This is a genomic window from Cronobacter dublinensis subsp. dublinensis LMG 23823 (assembly GCF_001277235.1).
Lineage (GTDB): Bacteria > Pseudomonadota > Gammaproteobacteria > Enterobacterales > Enterobacteriaceae > Cronobacter > Cronobacter dublinensis.
In genome coordinates, this window is the sequence record NZ_CP012266.1 from 1,295,955 (window position 1) to 1,318,482 (window position 22,528).

The 22,528-nt window shown below is 57.5% G+C and carries 23 protein-coding genes; 10 read left to right on the forward strand and 13 right to left on the reverse strand.

Translation table 11 applies throughout. The annotated features are described in order from the left end of the window. Positions 1 to 47 precede the first annotated feature (47 nt). From AFK67_RS05905 to AFK67_RS05930, 6 genes are all read left to right on the forward strand, one after another. Positions 48 to 1,001: a carbohydrate ABC transporter permease gene (locus tag AFK67_RS05905; RefSeq protein ID WP_007710708.1), complete on the forward strand. Its 954-nt coding sequence runs from the start codon at positions 48 to 50 to the stop codon at positions 999 to 1,001. Continuing rightward, positions 1,001 to 1,846, forward strand: coding sequence for a carbohydrate ABC transporter permease (locus tag AFK67_RS05910; RefSeq protein ID WP_007710706.1), 846 nt, complete (start codon positions 1,001 to 1,003; stop codon positions 1,844 to 1,846). Before AFK67_RS05905 ends, AFK67_RS05910 begins: the two co-directional genes overlap by 1 nt. Positions 1,847 to 1,849: 3 nt before the next feature. Further along, positions 1,850 to 2,962 (forward strand): ABC transporter ATP-binding protein, encoded by a 1,113-nt coding sequence (locus AFK67_RS05915; RefSeq protein WP_007710704.1) that lies wholly within the window; start codon positions 1,850 to 1,852, stop codon positions 2,960 to 2,962. A 9-nt stretch (positions 2,963 to 2,971) separates the two neighbouring features. Beyond that, positions 2,972 to 4,630 carry a glycoside hydrolase family 13 protein gene (locus AFK67_RS05920; RefSeq protein WP_007710702.1) on the forward strand — a complete coding sequence of 553 codons (1,659 nt, stop codon included), beginning with the start codon at positions 2,972 to 2,974 and terminating at the stop codon, positions 4,628 to 4,630. Further along, a complete protein-coding gene (locus tag AFK67_RS05925; RefSeq protein ID WP_007710701.1) occupies positions 4,630 to 6,306 on the forward strand; it encodes a glycoside hydrolase family 13 protein in 1,677 nt (558 codons plus the stop codon). Before AFK67_RS05920 ends, AFK67_RS05925 begins: the two co-directional genes overlap by 1 nt. A gap of 77 nt (positions 6,307 to 6,383) precedes the next feature. Further along, positions 6,384 to 6,668: a hypothetical protein gene (locus tag AFK67_RS05930; RefSeq protein ID WP_007710699.1), complete on the forward strand. Its 285-nt coding sequence runs from the start codon at positions 6,384 to 6,386 to the stop codon at positions 6,666 to 6,668. Positions 6,669 to 6,687: 19 nt separating this feature from the next. On the opposite strand, the gene rna is transcribed toward AFK67_RS05930, so the two are convergent. Both rna and dcuC read right to left on the reverse strand, forming a co-directional pair. Then, positions 6,688 to 7,494, reverse strand: coding sequence for a ribonuclease I (rna, locus tag AFK67_RS05935; protein WP_007710697.1), 807 nt, complete (start codon positions 7,492 to 7,494; stop codon positions 6,688 to 6,690). Between the two features lie 107 nt (positions 7,495 to 7,601). Beyond that, a complete protein-coding gene (gene dcuC / locus AFK67_RS05940; RefSeq protein WP_032966267.1) occupies positions 7,602 to 8,963 on the reverse strand; it encodes an anaerobic C4-dicarboxylate transporter DcuC in 1,362 nt (453 codons plus the stop codon). Between the two features lie 488 nt (positions 8,964 to 9,451). Between dcuC and pagP the strand changes: the two genes are divergently transcribed. Both pagP and cspE read left to right on the forward strand, forming a co-directional pair. Beyond that, positions 9,452 to 10,030: a lipid IV(A) palmitoyltransferase PagP gene (gene pagP / locus AFK67_RS05945; protein ID WP_007710693.1), complete on the forward strand. Its 579-nt coding sequence runs from the start codon at positions 9,452 to 9,454 to the stop codon at positions 10,028 to 10,030. A 190-nt stretch (positions 10,031 to 10,220) separates the two neighbouring features. After that, positions 10,221 to 10,430, forward strand: a complete 210-nt coding sequence (gene cspE / locus AFK67_RS05950; RefSeq protein WP_002439184.1) for a transcription antiterminator/RNA stability regulator CspE — start codon at positions 10,221 to 10,223, stop codon at positions 10,428 to 10,430. A gap of 251 nt (positions 10,431 to 10,681) precedes the next feature. On the opposite strand, the gene crcB is transcribed toward cspE, so the two are convergent. Then, complete coding sequence (crcB, locus tag AFK67_RS05955) at positions 10,682 to 11,065, reverse strand: fluoride efflux transporter CrcB (protein WP_007710690.1); 384 nt, start codon at positions 11,063 to 11,065, stop codon at positions 10,682 to 10,684. A gap of 86 nt (positions 11,066 to 11,151) precedes the next feature. On the opposite strand from crcB, the gene AFK67_RS05960 reads away from it, so the two are divergent. Continuing rightward, positions 11,152 to 11,940, forward strand: a complete 789-nt coding sequence (locus tag AFK67_RS05960) for a deaminated glutathione amidase (protein WP_007710688.1) — start codon at positions 11,152 to 11,154, stop codon at positions 11,938 to 11,940. Between the two features lie 124 nt (positions 11,941 to 12,064). Beyond that, a complete protein-coding gene (gene tatE, locus AFK67_RS05965) occupies positions 12,065 to 12,268 on the forward strand; it encodes a twin-arginine translocase subunit TatE (protein ID WP_007756030.1) in 204 nt (67 codons plus the stop codon). 90 nt (positions 12,269 to 12,358) lie between these two features. Here the strand turns inward: tatE and lipA are convergent, their stop codons facing one another. The 10 genes from lipA to rsfS all read right to left on the reverse strand — a co-directional run bounded on the left by lipA (position 12,359) and on the right by rsfS (position 22,303). After that, complete coding sequence (gene lipA / locus AFK67_RS05970) at positions 12,359 to 13,324, reverse strand: lipoyl synthase (protein WP_038884019.1); 966 nt, start codon at positions 13,322 to 13,324, stop codon at positions 12,359 to 12,361. A 191-nt stretch (positions 13,325 to 13,515) separates the two neighbouring features. After that, positions 13,516 to 14,511 (reverse strand): YbeF family transcriptional regulator, encoded by a 996-nt coding sequence (locus AFK67_RS05975; RefSeq protein ID WP_007710683.1) that lies wholly within the window; start codon positions 14,509 to 14,511, stop codon positions 13,516 to 13,518. A gap of 320 nt (positions 14,512 to 14,831) precedes the next feature. Beyond that, the gene (gene lipB, locus AFK67_RS05980; protein WP_007710680.1) at positions 14,832 to 15,473 is read right to left on the reverse strand and encodes a lipoyl(octanoyl) transferase LipB; all 642 of its coding nucleotides are present in this window, start codon (positions 15,471 to 15,473) and stop codon (positions 14,832 to 14,834) included. Between the two features lie 78 nt (positions 15,474 to 15,551). Next, on the reverse strand, positions 15,552 to 15,815 hold the full coding sequence (gene ybeD / locus AFK67_RS05985; protein WP_007710678.1) for a DUF493 family protein YbeD: 264 nt from the start codon (positions 15,813 to 15,815) through the stop codon (positions 15,552 to 15,554). Positions 15,816 to 15,919: 104 nt separating this feature from the next. Then, the gene (dacA, locus tag AFK67_RS05990) at positions 15,920 to 17,134 is read right to left on the reverse strand and encodes a D-alanyl-D-alanine carboxypeptidase DacA (protein WP_032966265.1); all 1,215 of its coding nucleotides are present in this window, start codon (positions 17,132 to 17,134) and stop codon (positions 15,920 to 15,922) included. Between the two features lie 143 nt (positions 17,135 to 17,277). After that, the gene (gene rlpA, locus AFK67_RS05995) at positions 17,278 to 18,462 is read right to left on the reverse strand and encodes an endolytic peptidoglycan transglycosylase RlpA (protein WP_038884016.1); all 1,185 of its coding nucleotides are present in this window, start codon (positions 18,460 to 18,462) and stop codon (positions 17,278 to 17,280) included. Between the two features lie 10 nt (positions 18,463 to 18,472). Then, the gene (gene mrdB, locus AFK67_RS06000; protein WP_007756038.1) at positions 18,473 to 19,585 is read right to left on the reverse strand and encodes a peptidoglycan glycosyltransferase MrdB; all 1,113 of its coding nucleotides are present in this window, start codon (positions 19,583 to 19,585) and stop codon (positions 18,473 to 18,475) included. A 1-nt stretch (position 19,586) separates the two neighbouring features. Next, the gene (mrdA, locus tag AFK67_RS06005; RefSeq protein WP_007710669.1) at positions 19,587 to 21,488 is read right to left on the reverse strand and encodes a peptidoglycan DD-transpeptidase MrdA; all 1,902 of its coding nucleotides are present in this window, start codon (positions 21,486 to 21,488) and stop codon (positions 19,587 to 19,589) included. A gap of 26 nt (positions 21,489 to 21,514) precedes the next feature. After that, positions 21,515 to 21,982: a 23S rRNA (pseudouridine(1915)-N(3))-methyltransferase RlmH gene (rlmH, locus tag AFK67_RS06010; protein WP_007710667.1), complete on the reverse strand. Its 468-nt coding sequence runs from the start codon at positions 21,980 to 21,982 to the stop codon at positions 21,515 to 21,517. 3 nt (positions 21,983 to 21,985) lie between these two features. Beyond that, complete coding sequence (gene rsfS, locus AFK67_RS06015; protein WP_007710664.1) at positions 21,986 to 22,303, reverse strand: ribosome silencing factor; 318 nt, start codon at positions 22,301 to 22,303, stop codon at positions 21,986 to 21,988. Positions 22,304 to 22,528: the final 225 nt, after the last annotated feature.

The window sequence follows — 22,528 nt, forward strand, 5'->3', positions numbered from 1 at the left end:
GGCGCGGCAACATGATGGTATCCGTCAACATGCTTAACGGAGCGCTTATGAAATCCGATAGCCTTACGCAGCCGCCGGCAGCCCGGCGGCACAAGGTCTCCTGGCATCAGCGCCGCCGCCGCGTGGCGTGGGGGCTGGTGCTGCCCTCGCTGCTCCTGCTGGCGCTGGCGGCGGGCTGGCCGCTTGCCCGCACTATCTGGTTCAGCTTCACCAACGCCATGCTCGACGCGCCGCAGGAATACCAGATGGTCGGCGTCGCTAACTATTTTGCGCGTCAGGATGGCGTCAGCATCGGCGTGCTGAGCGACCCGCTCTGGTGGCAGGCGGTGGGCAACACGCTGTGGTTTACCTTCACCTCGGTGGCGCTGGAGCTGCTGCTCGGCATGCTGCTGGCCCTGCTAATGAACGAGAAATTTCGCGGTCAGGGGCTGGTGCGCACCGCTATTCTCATTCCGTGGGCGATCCCGACTATCGTCAGCGCCAAAATGTGGGGCTGGATGTTCCACGATCAGTATGGCGTGGTAAACGATCTGCTCGGCAAAATCGGCCTGCCGTCGCACCTCGCCTGGATTGCCGAGCCATCGCTCTCCATGTGGGCGGTGGTGATCGCCGATGTCTGGAAAACCACGCCGTTTATGGCGCTGATGTTGCTGGCGGCGCTACAGTTGATTCCGGGCGATCTCTACGAGGCGGCGAAAGTGGACGGTGCGAGCCCGTGGCAGCGCTTTAAGCGCATTACGCTGCCGCTCATTATGCCCGCTCTGGTGGTAGCGCTGATTTTCCGCGTGATGGATTCGATGCGCATTTTTGACCTCATCTACGTGCTGACCTCGAACAGCGAGGCGACGATGTCGATTTCCGGCTATGCCCGCGAGCAGATTGTTTCCTATCAGGATATGGGTATGGGCTCTGCGGCATCGGTGCTGGTGTTTATGATGGTGGCGGGCATCGCGGCCTGCTTTATCCGCGTCGCGCGCTTAAACGACAAGGAGAAGAGCTGATGAAAATCACGCGCTGGCAGCGCAGGGCGGGGCATAAAGCGGTGATTTTTATCGGCGCGCTGATGGCCTGTCTGTTCTGCGTTTTTCCCTTCTACTACGCCATTATCACTTCGCTGCGCGCAGGCCAGGAGCTGTTTACCCCGTCCTATTTCCCGACCGGCTGGCACTGGGATAACTATGTGGTCGCACTGGTGGATAATGGCATCGCCCGCAGCCTGCTTAATTCCGTGCTGGTGGCGGTGGTGACGGTGGGGCTCTGTCTGCTGGTGTCGGTGACCGCCGCGTTCGCGCTGGCGCGCGTGCCGTTTCGCGGGCGTCGCGTGCTGCTGTTCACTATCCTGTGCGTCTCGATGTTTCCACAGGTGGCGGTGCTGACCGGCATGTTCGAACTGGTGCGCTTCCTCGGGCTGTATGATTCGCTCGGCGCGCTGGTTATCTCCTACACGACGTTTTCGCTGCCCTTCACCGTCTGGGTGCTGACGACCTTTATGAAGTCAATTCCAGTGGAGCTTGAAGAGGCCGCTATCGTCGATGGCGCGACAACCGGCACCATTATTCGCCGCGTGTTCGCGCCGGTACTGGCGCCCGCGCTGGTCACAACCGGGCTGCTGGCGTTTATTGGCGCCTGGAATGAATTCATGTTCGCGCTGACGTTTATTATCTCCGGCGACAAGCGCACCGTGCCGGTCGCCATCAGCATGTTCAGCGGCGCGTCGAGCTATGAGCTGCCGTGGGGAAGCATTATGGCCGCGTCGGTGGTGGTGACGCTGCCCATTATTGTGCTGGTACTTATCTTCCAGAAACGCATCGTCAGCGGGCTCACCAGCGGGGCGATTAAGGGGTAAATCATGGCGCAACTCCGGTTAGAAAAAGTGCAGAAACGCTACGGCTCCCATGCCGAGGTGATAAAGCCGCTCGATTTGCAGATCAACAGCGGGGAGTTTGTGGTGGTGGTCGGCCCGTCCGGCTGCGGCAAGTCGACGCTCCTGCGCCTTGTCGCAGGGCTTGAGGAGATAACCGACGGCGATATGTATATCGACGATCTGCGGGTGAACGACGACTCGCCCTCGGAGCGCGGCATCGGCATGGTGTTCCAGTCTTACGCGCTCTACCCGCATATGACCGTGTACCAGAATATGGCCTTCGCGCTCGAAATGGCGAAAGTGCCTGAAAAGGCTATCGACGAACGGGTGCGCGAGAGCGCGCGGATTCTACAGCTGGAGCATCTGCTGGATCGCCGCCCGAAAGATCTCTCCGGCGGCCAGCGCCAGCGCGTGGCGATAGGCCGGGCGATTGTGCGTGAGCCGAGCCTGTTTCTCTTCGACGAGCCGCTCTCGAATCTCGACGCCTCGCTGCGCGTGCAGATGCGCATGGAGATTGCCGCGCTGCATAAGCGCATTCACGCCACCATTTTGTACGTCACGCACGATCAGGTGGAGGCCATGACGCTTGCCGATCGCATTGTGGTGCTCAACCAGGGCCAGATTGAACAGGTCGGCACGCCGCTTGCGCTTTACGACTCACCCGCCAATGTCTTTGTGGCGCAGTTTATCGGCTCGCCGAAGATGAACCTCATTCCCGGCAAAATACTGCGCATTATGGAACACGCCTGCGAAGTGGAGCTGGAGAACGGCCTGCGCCTGACGCTGCCGGTGCAGGCGGCGGGGCACGAGGGCGACGCGGTGCAGCTTGGCATTCGCCCGGAGCATGTGGAGATCATGACGCTTGCCAAAGCGGATGTGGAAGGCGAGGTGCTGTTTGTCGAGCACATGGGCAATGAGACCCTGATTTACGTTAACGGCGGTTATGGCGCAGAACCGCTGGTCATGCGCCATACTGAGAGGCTGGAGATACGGCCGGAGCACCATCTGGGCCTGAAACTCCCACCGGAACACTGTTATCTTTTCGACAGCGCGGGCAGGGCGTTTGTACGGCTCAGCGGCCCGAAAAACCAGCACTAAGGGAGCGTGATGAAAGCAATCGACAAGAAGTGGTGGCACAACGCGGTGGTCTACCAGATCTACCCGCGCAGCTTTATGGACGCCAACGGCGACGGCGTGGGTGACCTGGCCGGGATCATCAGCAAACTCGACTATCTGCAACAGCTTGGCATCAACCTTATCTGGCTCTCGCCGGTGTACAAATCCCCGATGGACGACAACGGCTACGATATCTCCGACTACGACGATATCGCCGCCGAGTTCGGCACGATGGCCGAAATGGAGCAGCTCATTCAGGAGGCGAAAGCGCGCGATATCTATATCCTGATGGATCTCGTGGTGAACCACACCTCCGATGAACATCCGTGGTTTATCGAAGCGAAAAAGGGCAAAGATAACCCGTACCGCGATTTTTACATCTGGCGCAAACCGGCGCCGGACGGCGGCCCGCCCAACGACTATCGCTCCCACTTCGGCGGCAGCGGCTGGGCGTATGACGAGGCGAGCGGCGAGTATTATCTGCATCAGTTTTCCGTGCGCCAGCCCGATCTTAACTGGGAAAACCCGCGCGTGCAGGAGGAGATCCACGCCATGATGAACCGCTGGCTTGATAAAGGCATCGGCGGTTTTCGTATGGACGTTATCGATCTTATCGGTAAAGAGGTCGACCGGCAGATCATGGCGAACGGTAAAAACCTGCATGTGCTGCTGCGCCAGATGAACGAGGCCACCTTCGGCCCGCGCGACGCGCTGACCGTGGGCGAAGCCTGGAGCGCCACGCCGGAAGACGCGCTGCTCTACAGCGACCCGGCGCGTCAGGAGTTGTCGATGGTGTTTCAGTTCGAACACATTAAGCAGACCTGGGATGAGAAAGCCGGTAAGTGGCGCAGTAAGCCGTTCGAGCTGCCGCGCTTTAAAGCGGTTATCGACAAATGGCAAACGGCGCTCGCCGACCGCGGCTGGAATTCGCTGTTCTGGAGCAACCATGACCTGCCGCGCGCCGTGTCGAAATTCGGCGACGACGGCGAATTCCGCGACGTCTCCGCCAAAATGCTCGCCACCGCGCTCCACTGCCTGCGCGGTACGCCCTATATCTATCAGGGTGAAGAGATTGGCATGACCAACGTGCGTTACTCCACCATCGACGAGTACCGCGACATCGAGAGCCTGAACTTTTATCGCGAGCTTATCGCAGGCGGCCTGACGCACGACGAGATGATGACCGGCATCTACGCCAACGGGCGCGACAACGCCCGCACCCCGATGCAGTGGGACGACAGCCCGCACGGCGGGTTTTCTACCGGCATGCCGTGGCTTGGCGTTAACCCGAACTATCGCGAGATAAACGTCGCCCAGGCGCTGGCCGAGCCCGACTCCATCCTCTGGCACTATCAAAAGCTGGTGGCGCTGCGTAAACAGCACACGATTCTGGTTTATGGCGATTACCAGATGCTATTTGCCGAACATCCTGAAGTGTTCGCCTGGGTGCGCCGCTACGAGGGCGACACGCTGCTGGTGATTAACAACTTTTTTGGCAATCACCTCACGTTGCCCATCCCGGAAGCGATGCAGGCGTGGCATGGCGAATGCCTTATCAGCAACTACGCGCCGCGCGACCAGCTCGCCGTGAGCCTTGAGCTGCAGCCTTATGAATCTTTCGCGCTGTTAATTCGTCATCAGGAGGGGTAATGATTGAAGCAACGACGCCGGTAAAAGGCCGCTGGTGGAAAGAGGCGACGGCCTACCAGATTTATCCGCGCAGCTTTAAAGACAGTAACGGCGACGGCATTGGCGATCTGAACGGGATTATCGAAAAACTCGACTACCTGAAAGATCTCGGCATCGATCTTATCTGGATCTGCCCGATGTATCCGTCGCCCAACGACGATAACGGCTACGACATCAGCGACTATCAGGGGATCATGGCGGAATTTGGCACGATGGCCGATTTTGACCGGCTGCTGGAAGGGGTACACCAGCGCGGCATGCGGCTTATTCTCGATCTCGTCGTTAACCACACCTCGGATGAACACCCGTGGTTTCTGGAGTCGCGTGCCTCGAAAGATAACCCGAAACGCGACTGGTATATCTGGCGCGACGGCAAAAATGGCGCCGAGCCGAATAACTGGGAGTCGATTTTTAGCGGCTCGGCCTGGAAGCACGACCCGGCGACGGGGCAATATTTCATGCACCTGTTCAGCAGCCGACAGCCGGATCTCAACTGGGAAAACCACGAGATGCGCGCCGCCGTCTACGACATGATGCGCTGGTGGCTTGATAAGGGCATAGACGGGTTTCGCATCGACGCCATCGCGCACATGAAAAAAGAGCCGACGCTCAGCGACGTGCCGAACCCGGATAAACTGCCCTATGCGCCATCGATGGTGTCGCACCTTAACTATGACGGTCTGCTGGATTATGTGGACGACATCTGCCGCAACGTTTTTAACCACTATGACATCGTGACGGTGGGCGAGATGAACGGGCTGGATGCGCACCACGCGGAAGAGTGGGTGGGCGAGAATCGCGGGCGGCTTAATATGGTGTTTCAGTTCGAGCATGTCAGGCTCTGGGAGCCGCAGGCGGGCCTGCGCCCGACGCCAGCCGTGCTGCGTAACATCTTCACCGGCTGGCAGCAGGCGCTGGAAGGTAAGGGCTGGAATGCGCTGTATGTGGAAAACCACGACGTGACGCGGGTGGTCTCGCGCTGGGGCGATACCGAACGCCACTGGCGCGAGAGCGCGACCTGCATCGCGGCGATGTATTTTCTGATGCAGGGCACGCCGTTTATCTATCAGGGCCAGGAGATTGGGATGACCAATACGCGGTTTGCGAGCCTTGATGACTTCGACGATGTCTCCGCGCACAACAAAGCACGCGACCTGCGAGATCAGGGCATGAGCGAAGAGGAGATTGTCGAATTCCTGACGCGCACCGGGCGCGATAACTCGCGCACGCCGATGCAGTGGGACGCCTCGCCGTATGCCGGTTTCAGCACCCATGAGCCGTGGCTGAAAGTGAACCCGAACTACGAGATGATCAACGTCGAAAGTCAGCAGCACGACCCACATTCGGTGCTCAACTTTTACCGGCAGATGATCCATCTGCGCAAGCGCGAACCGGCGCTGATTTACGGGCGCTACGAGCCGCTGCTTAACGAGCACGAGCAGATCTACGCCTATGCCCGCACGCTGGGCGGGGAGCGCGTGGTGGTGCTCTGTAATCTCTCCGGCAAAGCCGCTGAATGGGATGCGCAGGCGCTGTCGCTTGAGGGGGCTACCTGCGTGCTCGCCAATTTCAGCGAGGCCCAGGAGGGGCATCGCCTGAAAGCCTGGGAGGCGCGGGTGTATAAAGCGGCGACCTGACGCCTCGCCTGTGACGTAACCGTGTTTTTTGGAAGACAGATCGCGCCACAATGGCGCGATTTTTTTCATGGACGTCAATGATGATACGTAAAACCGTTGTGGCCGCGCTGGCGTTACTGGCCGTGTGGCAGGTCTCCCCGGCGCTGGCGGCGTTAAGCGACGATCAGGTCAAAGAGCAGATTATTCAGGAATCCATCGCCGATTATCCCGGCAACTGTCCGTGTCCGTACAACACGATGCGTAACGGCCGGGCCTGTGGCGGGCGCAGCGCCTGGAGCCGTGAGGGAGGCTATTCGCCGGTGTGTTACAAACGCGAGGTGACGGCGCAGATGATCCGCGAATGGCGCGAGCGCAACGAATAAACGCGCCCGCGCGAGCACCTTAATACCCGACGGTATCCAGGATAAAGTTTTTCCCGCAGTTGCCCGGATGCGGTTGGGGAGCGAATGCGTCGGCGCGAAGCGGCGCGTTGATTTGCGCGGCATTAAGTGAAATCTGCATCTCGGTAAGATAAGCCGGGTTGCCGTTACAGGTGAGCTTCACCGCCCGCACGCTCTGGCGGCCAAAGGCTTTGGCGACGGCGGTGTCAAACGCCTGACGGCTGACCGCTTTGCCGTAGTTAGCCGCCAGAAACGCGCCGAGCGGGCTCTGCTTGATCTCGTTGTTCATGCGCACCATCGTGCCGAAATAGGCGTCGGGATCGAAGCCGAAGCAGACGCCGTGTTTGGCATATTCGTAGCGCTCAAGGCAGGAGTCGCCACCCGCGCCGGGCATGGTCTCGCTCAGTTTTTCCGCGGTTTCCAGCGACAAACCGGTTTCCGCCGCCTGGCATTTTTTGTCGGCGCGGGCGAGCGGCATATTCGGGACGGGACGCGTGGCGCAGCCAAAACGCATCCAGCGCTTAGCGTCGACGCCGCGCGCGGCGATGGATTTCGGCAGATCAGGCCACAGGCCGTGTACCGTCAGGTAGTTGCGTTTATCGTTTTCTTCTTTTTGCAGCGCGCATTCGGCGGGCTCGTCGCGCTGACGCTCATGCATGCTCTGGCAAAAACCGGTCTGCCATGAGAGCGCCAGCACGTAGCGATCGAAATCGCCATACTGCTTCGCTTCCAGCGGCTGCGCGGCGGCGGTCGTCGCGGCCATCGCCAGCAGCGTGCCTGCGGCGAGTAAAACTTTCCTGTTAACCATGGTATGGGTCCGAAATCGACGGGATAAATGACAAAGATGTGTCATTTAACCATAAAAAAAGCGCCGCGAGGGCGCTTTTCGGACTGATTCCGCTTAAGGGCAGACGATTATGCCGCTACCAGCAGCTGCGTGGCGAGAATCACGACGATTAATCCTACCAGCACCGGTACTGAGGTGCGTTTCACGACCTCAAACGGCGAGATCTGCGCCATCCCGGCGACCGCGACCACGACGCCCGACACCGGCGACAGCGTGCGGCCCAGGTTAGAGGCTTGCAGCATCGGGATAGTCAGATAGGCCGGGTTGATGCCCGCGCTGTGGGCAAGCTTCGGGATCATCTCCACAAAGGCATAGAACGGCGCGTTGCCGGAGCCGGTAGTCATCGCGGCAAGCATGGTAAGCGTCACCAGCACCAGCATCAGAATAATGCTGGCGGAGCCGAACGAGGTGGCGACGGAGATGAGGCTTTGAATAAAGCCGATGGTGCTGAGGCCCTGGGCGAAAACCCCGGCGGCGACCAGCAGGATGACGACGCCCGCGAAAGCGTCCGCCATACCCCGGTAAGCGACTTCCAGCCCGGCAAAGACTTTTTTGCTGTCAAAACTGCGGATGAACTCGATGAGCGCGGTAAGCACGATGCAGATAACGAGAATGGTGATGATATGCAACTGCGGACCCCATTTGCCGTCGAAAATCAGCACGCCGATGATGGGGCTGAACGGCAGGATGGCGTAAAACGCGGGCGCGTTGGTTTTGATCTCGTTGACGTCGAGCATTTCATGGCTGACGTGCTCTTTTTTATCCAGCCAGCGCTGCCAGAAGTAGTGCGCGATAGCCATGCTGATAATCGCGGCGATGGAGATAGGCAGCGTAGTCTTAAAGGCGAAATCGATAAGCGGCATCTCAGAGGCCTGGGCGGCCAGCACCACATCGCCGGAGGTGGGGGAGAGAATAATCGCCGCCGGTGAAGCGCAGATGGCCGCCGCCGCGCCGCGGCTGATGCCAACGTTAACCATGACCGGGAACAGCGTCGCCATCAGCAGCACGCCAAGGCCGGTGGCGGAAGAAACGGCAAGCGACATCAGGCAGGCCACGAAATAGGCCGCAATCATCAGCAGATACGGCGAGTTGATATAACGCAGCGGACGCGAGGCGAGCTTCACAACCATATCGTTCGCGCCGGTGTGCGTCATATAGGCTGCAAAACCGCAGAGCATCATAATCATCATGCCAAGATCGCCGCCGCGGCTCATCAGCAGAATCTTAATGTATTCAAAAATATCGCTGATGGCATAACCGGTGCTGGTTTCTTTTGCCGGTAATATCGCGTGACCCATTAGCGCGCTAATGATTAACAGCAGCAGGCCGCCAACAAAAAGCACGCCGGTGGCGGAATAACCTTTAATGATATAACGCGCGACTCCCACAATAACCACGGCTCCTGTGAGGAGTTCCAGAATTGTTCCCATAATTGCCTCTGTTGAGCGACCGGAAAATAACCTGGTGACGCGACGCGTATGGCCCAGGCGAGATGCGGGGGAATGTGCCTTAATTACGCTGAGCGTTATCTGATACATATCAATAAACCTTCTGCTAGTGGCGAAGGCGCAAGCAAGGAAAATAAAAGCTCATTAAATTAATGGGTTGCGCGAGGCCGTGCGTTAACAGTGATGCCTGAAAATGTGCCAGGCGCGTGCAATGTGGAATTTGCGTTAGGGAATGGCGCGCATCGCGATTATTGGCAAGCATTATTATGGCGCGTTCAAAAATAAAGAAACGGAGGGTTTTTGGCGGGCGCTGGCGGCCTGCAATTAGGTTTTGTGGTGGGAAGCGTCTGAAAAAACCGTGCATGGCACGCCTGCGGGCTCGCTTTCGGAATTAACCGGCATCTGGTTAAGTCTTCATTGAGGCACGATCGCTCAGAATATGGCTTCATACTAACAGTGGTAATTAAGACGTGACCGTAGTTAATAAAACCTTCCTGACTATTTTTTTGTTTTTCTGCCAGATTGTGTTTCCCCTCAAGGCCTCCGCGCTGGAAGCGCCCCACACCGTGAAGGCGTGGGCGTCGGTTCTCGGTGATAACATCGCCGAAACCTGGAGCGAGCCGCAGCATGTGGATCTCTATGTGCCCGCCATTACCTGGCATGCCCGCTTCGCCTACGACAAAGAGAAAACCGATCGGTATAACGAGCGTCCATGGGGCGCGGGTATCGGCAAGTCGCGCTGGGACGAAAAAGGCAACTGGCACGGCCTGTACGTGATGGCGTTTAAAGATTCCTATAACAAATGGGAGCCCATCGCCGGATATGGCTGGGAGGCGACGTGGCGCCCGCTGCCAGACGACGCGTTTCATGTCGGACTGGGTTATACGCTTGGCGTGACGGCGCGCGACAACTGGGATTACATCCCGATTCCGCTGGTGCTGCCGCTGGCGTCTGTGGGTTACGGTCCGGCGACGTTCCAGATGACTTACATCCCCGGCACCTACAACAACGGAAACGTTTACTTCGCCTGGCTGCGGTTGCAGTTTTAAGCGCAAAATATTTTCATACATAAGAAAATGCGCTAAGCCAGAGAAGACAAGGCTCACAAGCCCAACGGCAAAAAAAGTTCGCGACTTTTATCACTTTTTCTAAAAGTTCGACTGGACAAAAGCCACCACAATTGATGTACTGATATCCGACACAGCATTTGTGTCGATTTTTCATGTAAAGGTAATTTTGATGTCTAAGATTAAAGGTAACGTTAAGTGGTTTAATGAATCCAAAGGATTCGGTTTCATTACTCCGGAAGATGGCAGCAAAGACGTGTTCGTACACTTCTCTGCGATCCAGAGCAATGGTTTCAAAACTCTGGCTGAAGGTCAGCGTGTAGAGTTCGAAATCACTAACGGTGCCAAAGGCCCTTCTGCTGCTAACGTAATCGCTCTGTAATTACAAACAGCAAGAATTTCAAAACCCGCTTAATCAGCGGGTTTTTTTATGCCTGTTGTTTGATGATGATTTGATGGTTGTTCGATATTTGCTTAGTAAAACAGAAAGCTCTTCAGGAAAAACCCGACCACCAGAACGCTGAATAACACCGCAAGCCAGCTCATCATTTGCGCTTTCATAAGCCCCTCCGCATACAGAAGACAGGGCGATAGTGGCAGAGAAAAATTAAGCTAACATTAACGAGGCGCCGCTCAGCGCACGCTCACTGAAGAAAAAAGCCAGAATGCGAGCGCTGTCATCATAAACGACCCCAGCAGGTTCAGCGCCACGTTAAGCCCCGCCCAGCCGAGACGGCCTTCCTGCAGTAAAAACACCACTTCGGCGGAAAAGGTCGAAAAGGTCGTCAGGCCGCCGCACAGGCCGGTGGTGATGAGGAGCTTCCACATTGGGTCCAGATGCGTCATCCGGTTAAACCAGGCGAGCCCGGCACCGATGATAAACGCACCGGCCAGGTTGGCGGTCAGCGTGCCAAGCGGGATCGCGTGGTGCACCGGGTTGAGACGCAGGCCAAGCCACCAGCGCAGCACGCTGCCGGTGCCGCCGCCGAGAAAAACCGCGAGCATAATTTTCAACATGGGCGTTCGCCATTATGTTATTGGTAAGGCGAATAGTTTACCGCCAGCCGCGGCGCGCTGGCTACCGTAACGGGAGGAGGGCGAAGATGAAAATCGCCGTGGGACAGTTTGCGGTCACCCCTGACTGGCAGGAAAATGCATTGACCTGCGTGACGCTAATGGCGAGTGCGGCCCGTCAGGATGCCGCGCTGCTGGTATTGCCGGAGGCGCTGCTGGCGCGCAGCGATAACGACCCGGATCTGTCGGTTAAATCGGCCCAGGCGCTGGAGGGCGAGTATGTCAGTCAACTGCGCGAGGAGAGCGCCAGAAACAGCCTCACGACGCTTCTGACGCTGCATATCCCCACCCGCGAGGGGCGAGCAGCCAATACGCTTATCGCGCTGCGAGGAGGCGAGATTATCGCGCAATACCAGAAGCTCCATCTCTATGATGCTTTCGCGGTGCAGGAGTCGCGTCTGGTGGACGCGGGCGATACGTTGCCGCCGCTTATCGACGTGGCTGGCATAAAGGTAGGGCTGATGACCTGTTACGACTTACGCTTCCCGGAGATGGCCCTGAGCCTGGCGCTTGCGGGCGCGGAACTGCTGGCGCTGCCGGCGGCCTGGGTTCGCGGCCCGCTTAAAGAGCATCACTGGGCCACGCTGCTCGCGGCGAGAGCGCTGGATACCACCTGTTATATCGTCGCGAGCGGCGAGTGCGGCAACCGCAATATCGGCCAGAGCCGCGTCGTGGACCCCCTGGGCGTGACGCTCGCGGCGGCGGCGGAAGGGCCGGATCTGCTTTTCGCCGAGGTTTCACGCCAGCGGGTGGCGCAGGTGCGTGAGCAACTACCGGTGCTTAAAAACCGCCGTTTCGCTGCGCCACACTTATTTTGATGTTTTTTTATCCAGCGCTTGATTCATCTCGTTACAGATTGCTATTGTGTGTCGGGCTGAAATGACCGTTAATAAGTGCGGTCTTTGAGATGGCCGTCCGGCCAGATTTTCTAAGAAGGTAAGTATGGGTGAAATTAGTATTACCAAGCTGCTCGTGATCGCCGCACTGGTTGTTCTGCTGTTTGGTACCAAAAAACTGCGCACGCTTGGGGGAGACCTGGGCGCGGCAATTAAAGGCTTTAAGAAAGCGATGAACGACGACGAGTCCAGCGCGAAAACGCCTGCTGCGACCGACGCTCCTGCGGAACGTCTGTCTCACAAAGAGTAAATACCGGCCCTTGCGGCATAAAAAAAACCGGCTCATCAGAGGCCGGTTTTTTTATGGGCGGATGCCCGACGGTAACCAAATGTTACGCGCTTATTTGACTTCTTCGCCTTTCGCCTGAAGATCGGCGTGGTAGGACGAACGCACGAACGGGCCGCAGGCGGCGTGGGTAAAGCCCATCGCCAGCGCTTCCGCTTTCATCTCTTCAAACTCATCCGGGCTTACGTAACGCTTCACCGGCAGATGATGACGGCTCGGCTGCAGATACTGGCCCAGCGTCAGCATGGTGACGCCGTGCGCGCGCAGATCGCGCATCACTTCGATGATTTCCGCGTTGGTTTCGCCAAGGCCAACCATCAGACCGGATTTCGTCGGGATCTCCGGGTGCGCTTCTTTAAAACGCTCCAGCAGCTTCAGTGACCAGGCATAGTCAGCGCCGGGGCGCACCTGACGATAAAGACGCGGCACGTTTTCGAGGTTGTGGTTAAACACGTCCGGCGGCGTGGCGGTAAGAATCTCCAGCGCTCTGTCCATACGGCCGCGGAAATCGGGTACCAGCGTCTCGATTTTGATGGTCGGGCTCTTTTCACGGATAGCGGTAATGCAGTCCGCAAAGTGCTGAGCGCCGCCGTCACGCAGGTCATCGCGATCCACCGAGGTGATAACGACATAACGCAGCGCCATATCGGCGATGGTTTGCGCGAGCTTCTGCGGTTCGTTGGCGTCCGGCGCGACCGGGCGACCATGGGCCACATCGCAGAACGGGCAACGACGGGTGCAGATAGCGCCGAGGATCATAAAGGTCGCGGTGCCGTGGTTGAAACACTCCGCAAGGTTCGGGCAGGAGGCTTCTTCACAGACGGAGTGAAGGCCATTTTTGCGCATCGCCGCTTTGATACCCTGAATGCGGCTCGAGTCGGCAGGGAGTTTGATTTTCATCCACTCCGGCTTTCTTAACAAAGCCTCGCGCTCTGTCGCCACATTCTTAACCGGGATAAGGGCCATTTTATCGGCATCGCGGTATTTCACACCGCGTTCCATCACAATGGGTTTACTCATAGCGTGCGTGTTCCAGTTGCGGATAACGAAGGAAAGCGTTTAAATTCAAGCTAATGTTGTATTTATCAACTATTTTTGAATTAACGGCACGCAGTATAACATTACTGACACACAGAATCAGCCTGAGGGCACCCGAATTGCCGAAGAATTTGTAAAATAGTTGTTATTTAGTGCCCTTAAACCGCCGCCCGTTAAGAGGGCGACGCGTGCGCAGAAACCGCTTTGCTGGCAAAGCCATCCACAATCGCTTCAATCACATTCTGCACCACCGGATCGCGCAGGCTGAATTTATTGTAATGCAATGAAATGTCTATAGTTTCTTTAATAACGACATCGCTTTCCACTTCAATAAGCCCAAAGCTGTCTTTAAATAACGCGAATATACGTGCGGGCATAAAGCCGATTAAATCGCTGCTGCCGATAATCGAGGCGATGGTGACCATGTTGTAACTGCTGAACGAAACGTTTCGATCTGGCAGTAACGTATTGATTTGCTTGCGCACGCCGTTGACCATGCCGCCCGGAAGCATAATAAAGGTGTGCTCCCAGGTTTGCAGATCTTCAGACGTGACGGGCTCTCCGGTGCGGCTGCACGGATGGCCGCGACGGCAGACTACCGCTACGCGATCCTTAAACAGCAGATGCGTGCTGAGCGTGCGCGACGACCATGAGCCGCTGTCGACCACCAAATCGGTCTGGAACTGGCTCAGCTGCGTTTCGGTATCCTGCAGCGGGACGTTGCGGATTTGTAAGTGTGGATTTACCTTGCGGATCTGCTGATAAATCTGTGGGATCACCAGCGCGCCCAGCGACGCGGACGTGGCGATAGTAATGGTGCGCTGTTTTTCATGCTCGCCCTGTAAATCCAGCGCGCCGAGAATAGATTCCAGCCCCTGGCTGATATATTCGTGCATGTGGGTGGCATACGCGGTCGGCGTGACCCCTTGCCCCTTACGAATAAACAACGGATCGGGAAATATCAGGCGCAGCTTCTGAATAGACTGGCTGATGGCCGATGGCGTCAGGTTCAGTACTCTGGCCGCGTTGACGATGCCTTTATGCACGTATACGGCTTCGAAAATCGTCAGCAGGTTAAGATCGATATTTCGCAGAGTCTGGAATATTTGCGGTCTACTGTCATCTTCCTGTTTGGCTGAAGGTTTTTCAGGGGGATGGTTCAATTCCACGCTACGCTCCAACTGTATAGATAAATCAAATAATAGAGAGGTTCTATTTATAATAACTGTGAACAGGTCCCTTAGCCGACAATAAAACGCTCAGGGCATCTTACCCGCATAAAGTGAACAGGACTTTACATGGACGGCAAAGGGGCGGGTGGCGTTTTCAGATAAATCCCGCTTATCTTCTCGTACCGTTAATCTATTGATGAGATTAAGGAAAATCTATTCAGGCGCAGAGAAAATAAATAATCCGTTATGGAATGTAAAGCGGCAAATTGCATAACGATTAAAGGCCGCCACAAGAAGGGCGGCGAACGGGTAAAGTCTTAAGCGCTGATATATTCCGCCGGGGGATTATTAAGTAGCGCTAAAAAGTGATGCACCAGTCGGGGCTGTATCGCTTCCAGCTGCGCACCAGCAGAAAGGGCGCTAACCTGGGTCATTTCCATCCCCGCATACCCGCAAGGATTAATACGTAAAAACGGGCCTAAATCCATATTAATATTGAGTGCAAGGCCGTGAAAAGAGCAGCCTTTACGAATACGCAGCCCCAGTGAGCAGATTTTTTTGCCGTCCACATAAACGCCTGGCGCGTCCGGGCGAGGGTATGCGTCAATCGCAAATTCGGCAAGCGTATTCACCACGGTCTGTTCCAGCAGCGTCACCAGCTCGCGCACGCCGAGCTTGCGGCGTCTGAGATCCAGCAGCACATACATCACCTGCTGACCTGGCCCGTGGTACGTCACCTGGCCGCCGCGATCGCTCTGGATAACGGGAATGTCGCCAGGCATCAGCACATGTTCTGCCTTACCGGCCTGCCCCTGGGTAAATACGGGGGTATGTTCGACCAGCCAGATCTCATCCGGCGTAGTGTCTTCGCGTTCATCGGTAAACTGATGCATCGCCTGCGAGACGGGTTCATAAGGCTGAAGCCCCATCTGGCGAATGATGATTTTTTCCTGCAGCAAAACGGCGTCTCCGAAGAGAGAAGGTGCGGGGAGTATATCACGAAGAGAAGTTACCCGGACGCGGCCGGGTAACGGGGATCACAGCACCATACGCACGATTTCGATATTGCCGAGCTCTTCATAGAGCGTTTCCACCTGCTCGATATGCGTCGCATTGATGGTTATCGAAACGGAATGGTAGTTGCCTTTGCTGCTCGGTTTTACCTGCGGCGTGTAGTCGCCCGGTGCATGGCGCTGCACAACCTCGACGACCAGATCGACCAACTCAGGCTTCGCCAGGCCCATCACTTTGTAAGTAAAGGGGGTCGGGAACTCAAGCAGCTCGTTAAGTTTGGTTTTCATGTCAGCTCCAGCGTTACGTAAAAAATAATAACTCCCGCCGGGGCGGGAGTTGGATTGATGCTTAGTATATGGGGATGAAAGTCAGGCTTTCAAGTGGTCAGCAATTAACCAAACCAGTGGTGGAACATCAGTTTGATATAGTCGATGATGCGACCGAAGAAATTGCCTTCCTGAATCTCTTCCAGCACAACCAGCGGGCGCTGCTCGATGGTTTTGCCGTCCAGCTGGAAGTTAATCGTACCCACCACCTGGTTTTTCGCGAGCGGCGCGTGCAGCTCGGACGTGTTCAGCACGTAGCTCGCTTTAAGATCTTTCATGCGCCCGCGCGGGATGGTCAGATAGATGTCTTTATCGACGCCCAGTGACGCGCGGTCGTTGTCGCCAAACCAGGCAGGCTCAGAGGCGAACTCTTTGCCGGCTTTCAGCGGATTCACGGTTTCGAAGAAGCGGAAGCCCCAGGTCAGCAGTTTTTTGCTCTCGGCTTCACGGCCTTTGAAGGTGCGCCCGCCCATCACGGCGGAAATCAGGCGCATCTGGCCTTCAGTCGCAGAAGCGACCAGGTTATAACCCGCTTTGTCGGTATGACCGGTTTTGATGCCGTCCACGTTCAGACTGTTATCCCACAGCAGGCCGTTACGGTTGGTCTGGCGGATACCGTTAAAGGTGAACTCTTTTTCCCGGTAGATAGAGTATTCGTTCGGCACGTCACGGATGAGCGCCTGGCCAATCAGCGCCATGTCGCGCGCGGAGCTGTACTGCCCGTCAGCGTCCAGGCCGTGAACGGTCTGGAAGTGGGTGTTTTTCAGGCCCAGCGCGGTAACGTAGCTGTTCATCAGACCCACAAACGCGTCCTGGCTGCCGGCGACGTAGTCGGCCATCGCTACGCAGGCGTCGTTGCCGGACTGCAAGTTAATGCCGCGGATAAGCTGTGATACCGGCACCTGCATGCCAGGCTTCAGGAACATCAGAGAAGAGCCTTTGAACACCGGGTTGCCGGTCGCCCAGGCGTCGTTGCCGATAGTCACCAGGTCGGACTCTTTAAATTTGCCCGCTTTCATCGCCTGGCCGATGACGTAGCTGGTCATCATTTTGGTCAGGCTCGCCGGATCGCGGCGTGCGTCAGCGTTCTGTTCTGCCAGCACTTTCCCTGAGTTGTAATCGATGAGGATATAGGCTTCCGCGTCGATCTGCGGCACGCCTGGAATCATCGTTTTGATATTAAGGTCGTCGGCATGAGCGGCGGAGGAGAGGGCTGCGACAGAAAGCGCCGTACTAACGGCGAGACGCTGCATAAAACGAACGGAGAAAGTGGTCTTCATGGTCTGAACAACGACATCCGTGATGAGTGAAAAAAAGTGCCCTACTATAGCAAATGCCTTATGGGCTGGCATCCGACTTTGCGCATGATTTGTTAACGGTCTTTACCGTAACTGACAAAGCGGCAGGCCAGCCCGGCCTGCGTTTACTGGGCGACAGTAATGAAAGATTGTACCTGCGCTTCGCTTTGCAGACGCTGCTGGAGCGAGGCGGCCTGCGATTTGCTGGCGAACGGCCCTAACTGAACGCGATAGACCGCGCCGTTCTGGCTGACGCGCCCTGGTACGGAAAACTGCTGGCTCAGCTTCTGCTGCCACTGCCCGGCGCGCGTAGCGTCGCTCACGGCGCCGACCTGCACGACATAGTTGCCTGCCGCGGCAGTAGCCGGTGCACTGGCGGCGGGCGCGACGCTGCCCTGCACGGAGCCCGGCGCGGTCACCGGCGCATTACGGGTAGCGGGGGCGGCGAACTGTGTCGGTGCCGCGGCCGGTTGCGCGTCCGCGCTTGCGACAGCGGGTTGCGCTGTCGTCGCGGCAGGCGCGGCTTCCGGCGTTGCGGTTTCCAGCACGCCCGAGGCGAGCGTCGTCGGGGCGCCTAAAAAGCCGCCGCTTTTTACCGGCGCGCCGGTGGTGTCATCGCTTTGCAGCGAGTCGTTGCTCACCGGGCGGATGTCGCCCTGCGGTGCCGCCGGTTGTGGCGCCGAAGAGACGCTGCCGAGGCCGCCGCTTAAGTCAGGACGCGCCGGGAGCGCGTAAGTCTGCTTCGCGACGGTCGTACAGGCCATGCCAGGGCCGGAGAGCGAGCCGTCCGGCGCGACAATAATAGGATCGATACGCACTTTGGTGTTATTTGACGTATTGAGCCTGTCCGCCGCCGCGCGTGAGAGCGAAATCACGCGGTCGTTACCGTAAGGGCCGCGGTCGTTAATGCGCACTACAATCATGCGGCCGTTAGCGAGGTTAGTGATACGCGCATAGCTCGGCACCGGCAGCGTCGGGTGTGCGGCGGTGAGCTGCATCGGGTCGAACGGTTCGCCCGAGGCGGTCAGGTTGCTGTCCGGCTCGGCATCGTAAATCGCCGCGAGCCCCGCCTGGCTGAAACGCGAGAGATCCTGAACGATGCTGTAACGCTTACCGTCGCGCTCGTAATCGCTGTTCACGGAAGGGTTAGGTTGCTCGTAGCGAGGCTCCGCGCCGCTTATCTCAACGACGGGACCGTTGCAGACCGGCTGTTGTGGCGCCACGCTCGCCTGTTGTTGCCCTTCGTTATTCACGCCGCATGCGGTTAATAACCCCGCGGCGATGCAGACGCCAATCCACTGCTTACGCATTGCGCACCTCTTATACGCTCTTCGACAACATTTTCCTGTGGGTATGGATCGACATGACGATACCAAACCCTGCCATGAGTACGATCAGGGCGGACCCTCCGTAGCTGACCAGCGGCAGCGGAACGCCCACCACCGGTAAGATACCACTCACCATACCAATATTCACAAACACATAAACAAACAGAATCAGCATCAGGCCGCCCGCCATGACGCGCCCGAAGGTCGTCTGGGCGCGAGCCGCTATCCACAATCCGCGCATAATCAGCAGCACATAGAGCGCGAGTAGAACCAGCACGCCCACCAACCCGAGCTCTTCGGCGAGTACCGCGAAGATAAAGTCGGTATGGCGCTCTGGCAGGAACTCCAGCTGCGACTGGGTGCCGTGCAGCCAGCCCTTGCCGCGCAGGCCGCCGGAGCCAATAGCGATTTTCGACTGAATAATATGATAGCCCGCGCCCAGCGGGTCACTCTCCGGATCGAGCAGCATCATGACGCGCTGGCGCTGATAGTCATGCATCAGGAAAAACCAGAGGATGGGTACAAACGCGGCAATCAACAGCACCGCGACGCCTATCACGCGCCAGCTCAGGCCTGAGAGAAACAGCACGAACAGGCCGGAGGCGGCAATCAGAATCGAGGTACCGAGGTCAGGCTGCGCGGCGACCAGTAGCGTCGGCATGAAAATCAGCACCAGCGCGATGCCGGTGTTTTTAAGCGTTGGCGGGCAGACGTCACGGTTGATAAAGCGCGCCACCATCAATGGCACCGCGATTTTGGCGATTTCCGAGGGCTGAAAGCGCACCACGCCGAGATCGAGCCAGCGCTGCGCGCCTTTCGAGATAGCCCCGAAGGCGTCCACCGCCACCAGTAAAATAATACAGACGATATAGAGATAGGGCGCCCAGCCTTCATAAACGCGCGGCGGGATCTGCGCCAGCACGATCATAATGACGAAGCCCATCATTATCTGGCCTATCTTGCGCTCCATCATGCCGATATCCTGGCCGCTGGCGCTCCAGATAACCATCGCGCTGTAAAAACAGAGCGCGAGAATAATCAGCATAAAGGTTGGGTCGAGGTGAATTTTATCCCACAGCGACTTTTTATTCGGATTGTCGGTCATCTTATCGATCCTCCGCCGCCGCGGTGGCGGGGTTTTCCGTCGGCAGTTCGGTGTTGTTATCCCCGAGCATGATGTGGTCGAGGATCTGACGCATGATGGTGCCCACCGCCGGTCCCGCGCCGCCGTTTTCCAGGATCATCGCCACCGCCACCTGCGGTTTATCGTAAGGCGCGAACGCGGTCATCAGCTTGTGGTCGCGCAGGCGTTCGGCGATGCGGTGCGCGTTATAGGTCTCGTTGGCTTTCAGCCCGAAGACCTGCGCAGTACCGGATTTCGCGGCGATTTTATACGGCGCGCCGGCAAAATATTTATGCCCCGTGCCGTTGGCGCGGTTGGCGACGCCATACATGCCGTCTTTGGCGATTTCCCAGTAGCCGGAGTGGATGTCGCCCACCGGCGGCTGTTCCGGCTGTTTCCACGGCACCTTCTGGCCGTTGACCACGGTCGTCATCAGCAGGTGCGGCACTTTGACTACGCCGTCGTTAATCAAAATCATCATGGCTTTGTTCATCTGCACCGGCGTCGCGGTCCAGTAGCCCTGGCCGATGCCCACCGGAATGGTGTCGCCCTGATACCACGGCTTTTTAAAACGCTTCATTTTCCATTCTCGGGTCGGCATGTTGCCGGAGCGCTCTTCGGAGAGGTCGATGCCCGTCATGCTGCCGTAACCGAATTTGCGCATCCACTCGGAGAGCCGGTCGATGCCCATGTCGTAAGCCACCTGGTAGAAGAAGGTATCCGCCGACTCTTCCAGCGATTTGGTGACGTTAAGCCGTCCGTGCCCCCACTTTTTCCAGTCGCGGTAGCGCTTCTCGGAGCCAGGTAACTGCCACCAGCCGGGGTCGAACAGCGACGTGTTGCGGTTAATCACGCCCGCGCTTAAGGCAGACACCGCGACGTAAGGCTTGACCGTCGACGCGGGTGGATAGACGCCCTGGGTGGCGCGGTTAATCAGCGGCGTGTTCGGATCGTTAAGCAGCCCGGAGTAATCCTTGCTGGAGATGCCGTCCACAAACAGGTTAGGGTTGTAGCTCGGCATCGACACCATCGCCAGAATGCCGCCGCTGCGCGGGTCGGTCACCACGACGGCGGCGCGGCTGCCCTGCAGCAGCGTTTCGATATAGGTTTGCAGCTTGAGGTCGAGCGTCAGGTAGATGTCGTGGCCCGCCTGCGGGGGCACTTCTTTAAGCTGGCGGATCACGCGCCCGCGGTTGTTGACTTCAACTTCTTCATAACCGGTCTGACCATGCAGGACATCTTCGTAATAGCGCTCAATGCCGAGCTTGCCGATATCGTGCGTGGCGGCGTAGTTGGCGAGCTTGCCGTCTTTATCAAGACGCTCAACGTCTTTATCGTTAATCTTCGACACATAGCCGATAACATGGGTCAGCGCCGCGCCATAAGGATAGTAGCGACGCTTATAGCCTTTGACTTCCACGCCGGGGAAACGGTACTGATTCACCGCGAAGCGCGCCACCTGCACTTCCGTCAGGTTGGTTTTCACGGGGATAGAGGTAAAACGGTGCGAGCGCGCGCGCTCTTTTTTGAAATTCGCGATGTCGTCATCGGTGAGATCGACCACCGAGCGCAGCCCCTCCAGCGTATCCTGCACGCTGTCGACCTTTTCAGGCATCATTTCAATCTGGTAGATAGTGCGGTTCAGGGCGAGCGGGGTGCCGTTGCGATCGTAGATAATCCCGCGGCTTGGCGGGATGGGCACCAGTTTGATGCGGTTTTCGTTGGAGCGGGTCTGGTAATCGTTAAAACGCAGGATCTGTAAATGGTAGAGATTAACAACCAGGATCCCGGTCAGCACCAGGATGCCGGCAAAGGCGACCAGCGCCCGACGCACAAAGAGCGCGGACTCAGCCGTATAGTCACGAAAGGAATCCTTTAGTTTCATCCGCTGCTTAACTTACCTGATGGTGATTATTCACGATGATACGGGTGATTGGTGGTGATGCTCCAGGCGCGGTAGAGGCTCTCCGCGACAATCACCCGCACCAGCGGATGGGGCAGGGTCAGCGTGGAAAGCGACCAGCTCTGTTCCGCCGCCGCTTTGCACGCATCGGACAGCCCTTCAGGCCCGCCTATCAGCAGGCTTACGTCGCGGCCGTCCTGTTTCCAGCGCTCAAGCTCGCGGGCCAGCTGCGGCGTATCCCACGGGCGTCCCGGAATATCCAGCGTAACGATGCGGTTTTTCCCCGCCGCCGCCAGCATCATTTCGCCTTCTTTATCCAGAATACGTTTGATGTCGGCGTTTTTGCCGCGTTTTCCCGCCGGGATCTCAATGAGTTCGAACGGCATATCTTTCGGGAAGCGGCGCAGGTACTCGCTGAAACCCGTCTGCACCCAGTCGGGCATTTTTGTGCCAACGGCGACCAGCTGAAGCTTCACGCCTTAGCTCCAGAGCTTTTCCAGCTCATACAGGCGACGGCTCTCTTCCTGCATGACGTGCACCATCACATCGCCGAGATCGACCACGATCCAGTCGGCGGCGTTTTCGCCTTCTACGCCAAGCGGCATCATGCCTGCGGCGCGGGATTCCTGGACAACATGATCGGCGATAGACATCACGTGACGGCTGGAGGTGCCGGTGCAGATGATCATACAGTCGGTGATGCTGGATTTGCCTTTAACATCAATGGCGATGATATCCTGGCCTTTAAGATCGTCAATTTTATCAATGACAAAATCCTGGAGTGCTTTACCCTGCAAGTTTTCCCCCTGGGAATGTGAACCTCGGATGACGCCGGATGCGCCATCGAATGACCGATACGAGACAGCGCCCGATAGGGCAGGCTGCGCTCAGAAGTGGGCTATCATCCCACCGCAGGCAAGAGTTTGCATCGCCATTTTTGTAAAACAATTTCAGAAAGGCGGCTGGCGGCGGGAAATATCTGGCAGCGGAGGATAACAGTATCGCCCGTTGTGTCAATGCCT